Source organism: Candidatus Pyrohabitans sp. (assembly GCF_054014795.1).
This window is the reverse complement of the sequence record NZ_JBPMGE010000031.1, coordinates 1-10,875: the sequence shown is the minus strand read 5'-3', so window position 1 is coordinate 10,875 and position 10,875 is coordinate 1. Positions and strand designations below refer to the sequence as shown.

16 protein-coding genes are annotated in these 10,875 nt (G+C 51.5%); 8 read left to right on the top strand and 8 right to left on the bottom strand.

The genetic code is table 11. From position 1 onward, the window contains the following. Window positions 1-9: 9 nt before the first annotated feature. Both ACXJJW_RS03755 and ACXJJW_RS03750 read right to left on the bottom strand, forming a co-directional pair. Complete coding sequence (locus tag ACXJJW_RS03755; RefSeq protein ID WP_456474393.1) at window positions 10-270, bottom strand: type II toxin-antitoxin system RelE family toxin; 261 nt, start codon at window positions 268-270, stop codon at window positions 10-12. Then, a complete protein-coding gene (locus ACXJJW_RS03750) occupies window positions 263-460 on the bottom strand; it encodes a hypothetical protein (protein ID WP_456474392.1) in 198 nt (65 codons plus the stop codon). Before ACXJJW_RS03750 ends, ACXJJW_RS03755 begins: the two co-directional genes overlap by 8 nt. A gap of 371 nt (window positions 461-831) precedes the next feature. Here ACXJJW_RS03750 and ACXJJW_RS03745 point away from each other — a divergent pair, with 371 nt between their 5' ends. From ACXJJW_RS03745 to ACXJJW_RS03725, 5 genes are all read left to right on the top strand, one after another. Then, complete coding sequence (locus ACXJJW_RS03745; protein WP_456474391.1) at window positions 832-996, top strand: zinc-ribbon domain-containing protein; 165 nt, start codon at window positions 832-834, stop codon at window positions 994-996. A 148-nt stretch (window positions 997-1,144) separates the two neighbouring features. Then, window positions 1,145-1,795 (top strand): histidinol phosphate phosphatase domain-containing protein, encoded by a 651-nt coding sequence (locus ACXJJW_RS03740; protein WP_456474390.1) that lies wholly within the window; start codon window positions 1,145-1,147, stop codon window positions 1,793-1,795. Between the two features lie 36 nt (window positions 1,796-1,831). Then, the gene (locus ACXJJW_RS03735) at window positions 1,832-2,116 is read left to right on the top strand and encodes an H/ACA ribonucleoprotein complex subunit GAR1 (RefSeq protein WP_456474394.1); all 285 of its coding nucleotides are present in this window, start codon (window positions 1,832-1,834) and stop codon (window positions 2,114-2,116) included. Beyond that, window positions 2,088-3,011 (top strand): transcription initiation factor IIB, encoded by a 924-nt coding sequence (locus ACXJJW_RS03730; RefSeq protein WP_456474389.1) that lies wholly within the window; start codon window positions 2,088-2,090, stop codon window positions 3,009-3,011. Before ACXJJW_RS03735 ends, ACXJJW_RS03730 begins: the two co-directional genes overlap by 29 nt. Window positions 3,012-3,066: 55 nt before the next feature. Next, complete coding sequence (locus tag ACXJJW_RS03725) at window positions 3,067-3,435, top strand: hypothetical protein (protein ID WP_456474388.1); 369 nt, start codon at window positions 3,067-3,069, stop codon at window positions 3,433-3,435. Here ACXJJW_RS03725 and ACXJJW_RS03720 read toward each other — a convergent pair whose 3' ends face one another. Together ACXJJW_RS03720 and ACXJJW_RS03715 are read right to left on the bottom strand one after the other, a co-directional pair. Further along, window positions 3,436-3,855 carry a secondary thiamine-phosphate synthase enzyme YjbQ gene (locus ACXJJW_RS03720; protein WP_456474387.1) on the bottom strand — a complete coding sequence of 140 codons (420 nt, stop codon included), beginning with the start codon at window positions 3,853-3,855 and terminating at the stop codon, window positions 3,436-3,438. Between the two features lies 1 nt (window position 3,856). Next, window positions 3,857-5,059, bottom strand: a complete 1,203-nt coding sequence (locus tag ACXJJW_RS03715) for a redox-regulated ATPase YchF (RefSeq protein WP_456474386.1) — start codon at window positions 5,057-5,059, stop codon at window positions 3,857-3,859. 88 nt (window positions 5,060-5,147) lie between these two features. Between ACXJJW_RS03715 and ACXJJW_RS03710 the strand changes: the two genes are divergently transcribed. Next, window positions 5,148-6,062, top strand: a complete 915-nt coding sequence (locus ACXJJW_RS03710; RefSeq protein ID WP_456474385.1) for a helix-turn-helix transcriptional regulator — start codon at window positions 5,148-5,150, stop codon at window positions 6,060-6,062. Here ACXJJW_RS03710 and ACXJJW_RS03705 read toward each other — a convergent pair whose 3' ends face one another. From ACXJJW_RS03705 to ACXJJW_RS03695, 3 genes are all read right to left on the bottom strand, one after another. Further along, window positions 6,063-7,106 (bottom strand): DUF5667 domain-containing protein, encoded by a 1,044-nt coding sequence (locus ACXJJW_RS03705; RefSeq protein WP_456474384.1) that lies wholly within the window; start codon window positions 7,104-7,106, stop codon window positions 6,063-6,065. Window positions 7,107-7,248: 142 nt separating this feature from the next. Beyond that, window positions 7,249-7,665: a universal stress protein gene (locus ACXJJW_RS03700; RefSeq protein ID WP_456474383.1), complete on the bottom strand. Its 417-nt coding sequence runs from the start codon at window positions 7,663-7,665 to the stop codon at window positions 7,249-7,251. An 8-nt stretch (window positions 7,666-7,673) separates the two neighbouring features. Then, entirely contained in the window at window positions 7,674-9,296 is a 1,623-nt protein-coding gene (locus ACXJJW_RS03695; protein ID WP_456474382.1) for a V-type ATPase 116kDa subunit family protein, read from the bottom strand. A 69-nt stretch (window positions 9,297-9,365) separates the two neighbouring features. Here ACXJJW_RS03695 and ACXJJW_RS03690 point away from each other — a divergent pair, with 69 nt between their 5' ends. After that, window positions 9,366-10,274, top strand: coding sequence for a cation diffusion facilitator family transporter (locus ACXJJW_RS03690; protein WP_456474381.1), 909 nt, complete (start codon window positions 9,366-9,368; stop codon window positions 10,272-10,274). On the opposite strand, the gene ACXJJW_RS03685 is transcribed toward ACXJJW_RS03690, so the two are convergent. Beyond that, window positions 10,264-10,449, bottom strand: coding sequence for a hypothetical protein (locus ACXJJW_RS03685; protein WP_456474380.1), 186 nt, complete (start codon window positions 10,447-10,449; stop codon window positions 10,264-10,266). The two genes, ACXJJW_RS03690 and ACXJJW_RS03685, sit on opposite strands and share 11 nt — an antisense overlap. A 150-nt stretch (window positions 10,450-10,599) precedes the next feature. Here ACXJJW_RS03685 and ACXJJW_RS03680 point away from each other — a divergent pair. Then, on the top strand, window positions 10,600-10,875 hold a 276-nt coding region (locus ACXJJW_RS03680; protein ID WP_456474379.1), incomplete at its 3' end, for a uroporphyrinogen decarboxylase family protein.

The following is a 10,875-nucleotide window of genomic DNA, read 5'->3' as shown; positions in this document are numbered from 1 at the left end:
CTTCCAAAATTAGTAAATCCTGCCACGTCTCTCGAATTTTAGTATGTGTATTGTTTTTGAAGCTTTATCTATATAATAAACGACTCTGTAATCACCAAACCTCACTCTATATGTATTTTCGGTCCCTTCAATCTTCTTTATATCAAACATTCTCCAGGGAACTGGATTTTCCTCTAAAATTCCTACAAACTCAGAAAACTTATTCAAATATGGATTTTTAAGGCTCTTTAATTTTTTAGCAACCTTTTTGTGGACAACAACCTTATACACTCAATTCCCTCTTTAACTTCTCCCATTCTATATGTTCACCTTCAATTGACTCTTCTTTTAGCTTTTCAATTTCGAGCAACTCTTTTTCAGAAACCTTTTCTTTAGGAATAATAATTTCTTCCAACATATCTATTTTCTTTCTTATTTTTACAACTTCATCATAAATTTCTTTTAGCAGCACATCGTTCATGCAATCACCACATTAAAATCTATATAAAGATAAACTTTACCAAAACAAATAATTTATAGATTAGGTGAAGGAACATTTTCCAGCAACTTTTATCTTCGTGAATGTTATTCAGAGGATGAAAAGAAGTTTTTCCTTTATAAAAAGGGGGAGACTTCTTCTAAGGAGATATACAGTTGTCAGAGATAAGGTGTCCATCTTGTGGTACTCTTTGTTCGCTCAACTCGGTTGTGGGAACAACCCGTGTTTACAAACATGGCAAGGCTACCTTCTATCAGGTGGTGAGCTGCGACTGCGGCAAAATCTTTAGAGGGGAGACTGTGCCGCCCCCGAACAAAGGGTACAGAAAAAAGTAAGAAAGGAGAGATGTAAAAATGGAAGATAAGACCTTAGTATGTGTCGACTGCGGAGAAGAGTTTGTCTTCACCGTGGGTGAGCAGGAGTTCTTTGCTGAGAAGGGTTTTGAGGATCCCAAGCGATGCAAAGCCTGCCGGGACAAGAAGAAGGCTGAGAGAAGGAGCAGAAGCTACAGGTTCTAAAAGGCTTGCGATTATCAGCGCGCCGTGAGGCGCCTCATTCTTTTATATTTTACTAATGCCTGTACTATTCCTATTTATCCTAATCTTCTCATGCAGTTTTATCCCTATTGATAGAAAATAAATTATATCAAAAGGGCAATTTATTTGCATGGGCTACGACCTGCATGTACATTCGGTTTTCAGCGATGGGGAGCTTATACCTGCCGAGATAGCGCGGCGGTATGCTGAGAAGGGATTTAAGGGCGTGGCCATAACAGACCATGCCGACAGCTCAAACATCGAATTCATCCTGAAGAGCCTGCGCAGCATAGGTAAAGAGCTTGAGGAGCATGGGATAGAGGTTATACCCGGGATAGAGCTCACCCACCTGCCACCCTCAAGGATAGGGGAGCTTGCACGTCTTGCAAAGAAGCTGGGTGCACGCATAGTGGTTGTACACGGCGAAAGCATTGTTGAGCCCGTCGCAGTGGGGACAAACACCGCCGCTGTGGGGTGCAGTGATGTGGATATCCTCGCTCACCCGGGCTTTATAACCCTCGAAGAGGCGGAGAAGGCGAGGGAGAACGGGGTTTACCTTGAGCTGACCTCGAGGAGAGGGCACTGCCTGACCAATGGTCACATTGCAAGGGTTGCAGGGGAAGCAGGGGCAGAACTCATAGTTTGCACTGACGCTCATTCGCCTGAGGACATACTCAGTCCGGAAGAGCTCCTCAGCGTCGCTCTGGGTTCAGGGGTTGACAAGAAGTATTCAGAAATTATTACCAGTGTTAACCCCGAGAGAATTGTAGGTCGCCTGTAGTTTTAAGTTTTATGCCCGGAGGAGAGTTCTTTGAGGATGCTGGGGACTTTCAGCCATGTAAGTAAGAGTGGAACCCTTATTTTTCGAGGTAAGGATTTTCCTCCGCTATACGCTGATGTTTTCACAAAAAATGGGGAGAAAGTTGGAAAAGTTGTGGATATAATTGGACCTATCTCCAATCCATACTTCGTTATCAAGCCTGAGAAGGGAGCGGTGGAAAAGGCGCTAAGGGCTGCGAAGGGTGAGGGGTTATTTGTATCATCAAAGAAAGAGGAGAAGAGGAGGAGGTCCCTTGGAAAGAAGGGTAGAATACGTAGATGAATGCCCCGAATGCGGGAGCACGAGTTTGATGCGCGATTATGAACGCGCTGAGATTGTGTGCAATAGTTGTGGACTTGTAATTGATCAGGACCTTCTGGATGAAGGGCCTGAGTGGCGTGCCTTCGACCACGAGCAGGCTGTGAAGCGAACCCGCACAGGAGCTCCGCTTACATACACTATTCACGATAAGGGGCTTTCCACAATTATAGACTGGCGCAACAAGGACAGCTACGGAAAGGAGCTCTCCGCAAGCAAGCGCGCCCAGCTCTACCGCCTGCGCAAATGGCAGCAGCGCATCCGCGTGGGCAATGCGATGGAGCGCAACCTTGCCATAGCGCTTACAGAGCTTGAGCGCATATCCTCACGTCTTGGTTTGCCCAAGAATGTGCGCGAAGCGGCGGCTGTGCTTTACCGCCATGCGGTGGAGAAGGGGTTGATTCGCGGGAGGAGCATCGAGGGTGTGACCGCCGCAGCCATATATGCAGCATGCAGACAGTGCGGCGTGCCCAGAACTCTGGATGAGATTGCCGATGCCGCAAAGCTGAACCGCAAGGAGATTGGCAGAACCTATCGCTTCGTTGCCCGCGAACTCGGGCTGAGCCTGCGCCCCACAACGCCGGTGGATTATATAGAGCGCTTCGGCAGTGCACTGGAGCTGAGCGGCGAGGTGAGGAGCAAGGCGAGGGAGATTCTAAAGAAGGCTATGGACCAGGAGCTGACCTCCGGGCGGGGGCCAACCGGCGTGAGCGCTGCTGCACTTTACATAGCCAGCGTTCTTCTGGGGGAGCGCAGGACACAGCGTGAGGTCGCTGAGGTGGCGGGGGTAACGGAGGTTACAATACGCAACCGCTACAAGGAGCTGGCAGAGAAGCTGGACATAGAGATAACCATATAACATGGCAGAGTCCTGATTGTACTTATGTGACGTTAATATTTCCTCAGTTAACAAGATGCTTGAAAGGGTACTCAGCAACAAGTACATCGCTAAGGTACGCGAAGGCGATGTTGGGGAGAATGAGATAGGCTTTGCGCGGGAGCAGCTGAAGTGCAGTGAAATCTCGCCTATGGATGAGGTTATTGTGTACCGCCTGGGTGAGGTTAGGCCATACTTCCTGCGTCATCGCCACTTCGTGGTGGAGGTGGACAGGCGTGTACACTACGGCTATGCATATGCGCGCCGGGGGTATGCGCTGCTATCACCGGAGAGCATGGATACGCTTGAACTGGAGAGCGAGGACAGTGTAATCCTCGACCCTGTTACGCCGAAGCACGACCTGGGGGAGCTCCTCGCAAAGGTGAGGCGGCTCATAAACCAGTAGCTATTCTCCCAGAAGCTGCACCACAATGCGGCGGCGCCTCGGGCGGGTATCTAAGTTGATAGCCACTATCTGCTGCCATGTGCCCAGGGTGAGCCTGCTGTTCTCAAAGGGTACCGCAAGGCTCGGACCAAGAAGCGCTGCCCTGACATGGGCGCTCCCGTTGTCATCACCCCAGGTGAGGTGGTGCTCATAGCTCTCGCCTCTCGGAGCAATTCGCTCCAGAGCGCGGGGGATATCCTTTTTTAACCCGGGCTCATACTCCATAGTGGTTACGGCGCCCGTAGAGCCCACATTGAAGACCACCGCTATGCCTCTCTGCATTCCGCTCTTGGCTACGACCTCCTGAACCTGCGGAGTTATATCAGCAAAGCCCTTTTCAGCCTCAAGCTCAACCTCTATGCTATAGCTCTCAATGCGCATGCTATTTTCTTGTCACTATCTTAATTATATCCATGTGCTTCAGGGGCGCGTCGCTGGCAATTCTTCGCTTTGTACGCGCATCTATGGCGGCGATGAAGTTCTCTCCTATTTCCGTGTGAATCTTATACGCCAGGTCGCGCGGAGTGGCACCCTGGTCGAGGAGGTAGGCATCTGGCAGCACATTGCCCTCGCCGTCGCACAGCCTGTGTTCATCCTCCACTGGAAAAACCACAATCTTTTTGAGCACATCCAGCACCGCAACATTGATCGCCTGCTGCACACCCGTGCTTCCATAGCGCTCAAGTACATTCTTCTTGATTATCTCCAGGGCTTTCTTCTGCTTTGGCGAGAGCTCGCCCTCCTTTAAAATCTTAAAGCTGCTGTCGCCGGGAATATAGCTTATAACACCTGCCTCTGCAAGGTTCTTCAGCATGAGCTCTGCCATTGCACTGGTGGGGATTATCTCTGTGTGGGGAAACTCCTCCTTCAGCCTGGCTATGTTCTGCTCTGCCACACCAACATCAGCCTTATTGGCAGCCACAATTATCGGCTTCGCCAGCCTGCGCAGCGTGCGGGTGAAGGAGAATAGCTCCTCTTCGCTCCACTGGGCAGGTTTTCTCGGGTCCAGGCCAGTTTCCCTGAGCGCAAGCTGCACCTCTGCCTCGCGTATTCCAAGGCCGGCGAAGAGCTCGCCGAAGAGGCGTTCAAAACTATCGCCTGTCATCTGCACCCTCCGTGCAATCTTCTCCCAGTTGCGCCTGAAGATGCCGAAGAACCACTGCTCAATCTCCTCCTCAAGAAAGCGCACATCTCTGCGAGGGTCATGCTCCCCGGGCTTGAGGGGATTGCCCTCCTCGTCCGTCGAGCCGCTCGCATCCACCACGTGAATAAGCGCACCCGCCTGGCGGAGGTCATCCATAAACCTATTCCCCAGGCCACGGCCCTCATGTGCCTTCGGCACAAGGCCCGCGACATCTATCATCTCCACAGGCACAAAGCGGTAGCCGGAGATGCTCAAGGAGTTGCGCGGGTTTGGGATAACTCCAAGCTCCACAGCGGGCTCTGGGATGCGCACAAAGGCTATCGCCTTGTTAGCCTCAACAGTGGTGAAGGGGTAATTTGCAATTTCAGCTTTGCTGAGCGTGGCTGCGCTGAAGAAGGTGCTCTTGCCCACATTTGGCTTGCCCACCACGCCTATTTCCATGCCTTAAGGTAGGCATTCTTTGTATTTAATACCTCGGTTTGGACAGGTCTACCAAAACTTTATTTTAGCACCGGCTCAATTTTTATCAATGCGCTATCTGCTCCTCCTCCTGTTGCTAGTACCTGTGGCCTCAGCCCAGGAGTACCACTTTAGAGACTACACCATTGCGATTGCCCCAGATTACGATGGCAACGCCGTAGAGGAGGTGTCCTTCACAGTGGTCAACCTCAGGGGCAACATCTCGGCGGTGGAGTATGCGATAGCCCTGACGCCTTCAAAGGTAAAGGTTTACGACGACCAGGGCGAACTGGAGTTTTTTGTGGAGGATGACTCCCTTGTTGTACCCCTGCGGGAAAGGCTTGCAGAGGGACAGAGGCAGAGGCTGCGCTTTGTATTTACCCTGCCGGGGATGGTCTCAAGCTACCAGGGGGATAACATACTCACCATGAGCTATGTGCCTGATGTGAGGGTGTTGAACTTCACCTTCTTGGTAAAGCTTCCAAAGGGCAGTGTTCTTGTGTCGGAGCAGCGCGGCGCGGGTGGGGCGATAGCCGCCGTTTATCCCACCCCCGAGAAGATCCTCACCGACGGCGAGCACATAATAATAAGATGGAAGAAGTGGGAGCTTACGCCAAGAGAGAGCTTCAGAATTTTTGTTATGTACACCACAGTAAAGCAGGAGCAGCGCTCACCCTACCTCTTGGCTATTGGACTTGCCCTGGGAGCGGCGCTAACCTATGCATATCTTGCATACCACAAAAAGAGGCAGGGGCAGAGCAAAATTGTTAAGCTTGTACTCAGGGAGGATGAGCAGAAGGTATATGACCTAATCGCAGAGGATGGTGAAATCCTGCAGGAGAAGGTTGTAAGGCTAACAGGCTTCTCAAAGGCAAAGGTAAGCAAGCTGGTGCGAAACCTGGAGGAAAAGGGGATAATAAAAAAGGAGCCATACCGCAAGACCAACAGACTGGTCCTTAAAAAAGAGTTTGGGGGGAAGGGGTAGCTACCTTCCCCATCCCTCTCCGTGAGCTCCGGCACCTCCAGTCTCAATCTCCACCTCCACTTCAGGTATCTCACTGCGCGCCTCTTCTTCCACCTCTGGTTTCTCCCTGTGCTCTTCTTCCTCCTTCTCTATCTCTGATTCTGGCTTCTCTTCAGCTTCCTCTTTCCTTTCCACCTCAATTTCTATCTCTATCTCGGACTCCTCCTCTTCCACCTTCTCCTCAAGCTTGATCTCCGGCTTCTCCTTTTCAACTTCAATCTCCAGTAGCTGTGCCACCTCGTCTGGCATAAGCCCTGTGAGGTTTGCCACCTCCGCCACCATCTCCTCTCTCAGCGTGGTGTTCAGCGTAAACTTGTACTCAACGCCTGGCAGTTCCACCTCAATCTCTGTTATATTGCCCTTTACCTCTGCCTTTATCTCACTCTCTTCAGCCTCTCCATCCCTCTGCTTTCCTGCCTTGGCGCGCTCCTCTTCTGGGATTTTGGACTCAAACTCTACCTTGAGGCCCTCCTTCCCCATCTTTATCTCAAGCTCTCCCTCATCGGTCTCGAACTCCATCTTTATCTTCTCATGCCCTGTACGCGATACGTTGAGCGCATATTCAATCGCAGGCTTTGCCTCCTCCGGTACGAGCTCATATACCTGCTGAAGCACCTCGAGATGCTTTGCTGTGGCTTCCACAACCTTAATCTTGACCTCAGTCACATTTTTTTTCTTCTTTTCAGCCTCTTCAATCTCCCTCTCCGCCTCCTCAATATCTTCCTTGTATTCCTCGCTCAGCTTTACTATAACCTCAGTCTTGTTCTTCTTCTGCATCAGTTTTATCTCCGCCAGCCTTTCCTCAGCATGCTTCAGACGCACCTTTACCTTTGCCTCTTCACTCACAGCAAGCGCAAGCTCAAGCTTCTCGAAGAGCCTGTCAAACAGGTAGAGGAAGGAGTCAGGGGCAATTCCTGCCTCCTCCTCGCTGATGTTTTCCTGAGCCAGAGCACTCGCCGGCAGGAGGAACATGAATGTCATCACCAACATAAACATCCTTCTCATCCTATTCACCTCCATGGTTTACTTTTTAGATGTCAGAGGACTTAAAATATCTCTGAAAATCGTTTATGGGCAACAGGAAAAACACCACAAAAGGCGTATTATTCCGCAATACAAAAGAGAATCTCGTTCACTTCGGTTTTAGCTACCTGACAACCAGCACAGGGCATGGGGCGTGCCTCACCACCATCTCCGAAACGCTGCCCAGGAGGAGCTTTTTTAATCCTGTCTTGCCTAGGCTGCCGACAACAATAAGCTCATAGCGCCCCAGCCTTGCCTCCTCAGTTATCGCCTCGCCCACATTTCTGGAGATTAACACCTTTGTTTTCAGTTCAACACCTTTCTCTGCGGCTGCCTTCTCAAGGATGTGAAAAACTGTTCTAGCAGCCCTAACCTTTTCAGCCTCCACCTCCTCTGGAGAAAGTCTTTTGGGAGGCTCCAGCTTGATAACATGAAGCGCTGTAACCCTGGCACCGAGCTTTGCAGCCAAGTAGAGGGCATACTCCCCGGCCACCTCTGAGAAGGCCGAGCCGTCCGTGGCGAGTAGTATCCTGGATATCATAGCAAGCCTCACAGCATGTATGTATATTCACTTATATAGGCAAGGGGCTTAAACATTTCCCCCTTTCCGGAGTAGAATCTGCGGAAAAACTCCAGCCAGTGCAGGCGTAGGGACTGAATAAATACTATGAAGGTGCCTGAGGCGAGGATAAAGACAGCGCCCAGAGCGAAGATGATGGCAGTGAGTATTACCCCTGCTACTCCACCCGGTATGGTTTCAACCGCCTCCACCAGGAGCCTCGCCATGGTAACGTGAATCACCGCCAGTGCACCTACCCTGGCGTATGAGATTACATTGGCTGCCAGCGCGATAAGCTCCTCCAGTGCTTCAACGCCCCTGTCCTTTGCAAGAAGCCCCAGACCTGCGATGAGGATTACTGTGGAAGGTGTCCTGAACTGGGGCAGGACAAGGTAAGCCGCTGAGCCCCAGAGGATGAGGAGGAGTGAGATGGGATAGCCCACATCCTTCAGGGATAGCACCCTTGAAATCAGGCTTATGGAGATGTGGGTAAGACCGAGCAGGAAGGAGAGTACGAGGAGAAGCTGGAGGTTCTGCAGGTAGCTGCCGAGGAGGGGTCGAATCTCCAGCAGGCCGCCAAAGAATTCACCTGCCAATAGTCCGAAGAACACCGATGCGGTGCCGGCGTAAAAGACTATGAGGTTGACATCCTTCAGCACCCTCTCCCGGTAGGTGGTGAGGAGGTACAGGAGTAGGCTGAGAAGGCTGAGCGCCAACCCGTAGCCAACATCCGCAAACATCATTCCGAACATGGCGGTAAAGGTTATGGCGAGGATGGGCGTCGGGTCTATACCGTTGTACTCCGGCAAGCCATAGGCGGTGGTCAGCACCTCATAGGGTTTTATAACCCGCGGATTCTCCAGAAGTATTGGCGGTGATTCATCGCTGGTAGGTGGATAGAACTCTAAAATCGCAAGCCCATCAGCCGCTTCTTCTACCGCACTGCCCACCCGCTCCCTGTCCCTTTCGGGCACCCAGCCAGCAAAGAAGATTGTACTGCGAGAACGTCCGAATTTTTCCAGAGCCTCTGCACGGAGTTTAATGTTCTTTATCCTCTCCTTAAGGGCGAGCATGTGGGGATAGCTCTCCTTTTTAAATAGGGAAAGCTCTGCCTCAATTTCCATGAGGCACCTCTCCATTGCCGCCCTCTCCTGCACAAGCTCCACGTACATCCTTTTTAGAGCGCTGTCCTCAGGCAGCGCCTCTATGTCAATCGCCTCCCTCTTTATGGCGTCCATCTCCTCCTCAATCCTTCTTAGCTCACCGTCAACCTCGGAGAGCTTCTCGCAAAAGGTGAGGTAGGTAATCTCAACCTGCTCCACCTCACCCTCTATTACATCCAGGCTCTCCGCCCTCTCAAGTATCTCAACAGGCACAACCTTGGGCCCCAAAAGCCTTTCAAGGAAGCTCATCTTTCCCTCCGGTCTTAGATCAGAGAGAAGCTCAGAAATCCTCTCTTCGAGGACAGAAATCTCCTCCATCCTATTTTCAACGGGCGTCAGAAATTTGAAATACTCTCTCACATTAAAGAAGTGTATGCATGCCATGCGCTGAAGCTGCTCAAGTACGGGCTCTAAGGCAGATTCGTGGATTATGCAGAAAAGTTTAAGCATGCGAGCAGGCCTGAACATCCTGATTAATATATGGGCGGTTGTACTATAAAACAGTAGGGAGGCCCGGGTATGGACTTGGACAGGTACAGAGCTGGCGAGAGAGCATCGCTGGTTGGAGTTTTCGGGAACCTATCCCTGGCTGCGATGAAGTTTTTCGCAGGGGTGTATTCAGGGAGCACGGCGCTTATTGCAGACGCCATAGATTCATTCTCCGATGTGCTCCAATCCGCCATCACCTGGCTCGGAATCAGGATAAGCTACAAACCCGCGGATGAGAGCCACCCCTATGGTCACTACGACGCCGAGGCCATAGCCGGACTAATCGCCTCGCTTATGCTCGCCCTGCTCGCCTATGAGTTTGCAAAGCACGCCTTTCAGCGTCTTATCTCTGCTCCCGAGGAGGGTGTAAGGCTTATAGCCGCCCTAGCGGTTGCTGTCAACCTCGCAGGAAAAGTGCTTCTGGCTGGCTACACCAGGAGAATTGCCGAGAAAATCAGCAGCCCCGCCCTGGCTGCAAATGCCGCCAACTTCAGGGGCGACGTGTACATCTCCCTGGCTGTTTTAGCTGGCATCACAGCGAGCAGGCTGGGATTGCATACCCTCGACCCGCTGATCGCCCTCGGCATCACACTGCTCATCTTCAAGGTTGCTGTGGAGATAAGCTGGAGAAATATTATGCACCTCATGGGCACAGTACCATCGCCGGAGATGGTGGGAGAGATCAAGAGGCTGAGCCGTGAGGTGGAGGGTGTTATAGATGTGCACCGCGTGCGTGTGCACGCTATGGGTGCATACAACAAGGTTGACCTTCACGTTTGTGTGGATGAGAATATACCCCTTAAAAAGGCCCATGAGATAGCCCATGAGGTTCAGATGAAGATAACCCAGAAGATGCCTGAGATTTCCTCGGCGCTTGTGCATGTGGAGCCCTTCGACGAGCACCACCGCAGGATGCATTTCCATGAGGCTATCTCGTAACCTTGGCTATAGAGAGGTTTCTTTCAGACTCAACCCAGTCGCTCACCACCTGGGCAAAGTTCTTCAGGGAGTCACGAAGGGTGAATATGGTGAGAGCACCCACAATAATGCCACCCGCAAGCAGGATAAATTCAAGGCTTACCTGTGCCTTTTCATCGAGGAGCAGAGCTTTCATTTTTGTTCATTTAAATATGGAGACGGGGCGGAATATAAAGGTTGTTGCGGCAATCTTCTCAATGTCAAGCCTTGTGTGAAGAAGACAGTCGCTACTCTAACGAAAAATTTTAAATCCTCCTGCTTTTAATTTTCTACCAGGAGGCTTGCTGTGAGCGAGGAGCATCTTTTTCTGCGCGCATGCCGTCGCGAAGATGTTGAGCGCACCCCAGTGTGGCTGATGCGCCAGGCGGGGCGCTACATGGAGGCATATCAGAAGGTGAGGGCGGAGTACCCTTTCCTGGATATGTGCAGGAACCCTAGGCTTGCTGCGCAGGTGACGCTTCAGCCTGTGGAGAGGCTGGGCGTTGATGCTGCGATAATCTTCAGCGACATTCTGGTGCTCGTCGAAGCCATGGGGATGAAGCTGGAGTTTCACGAGGGGCTG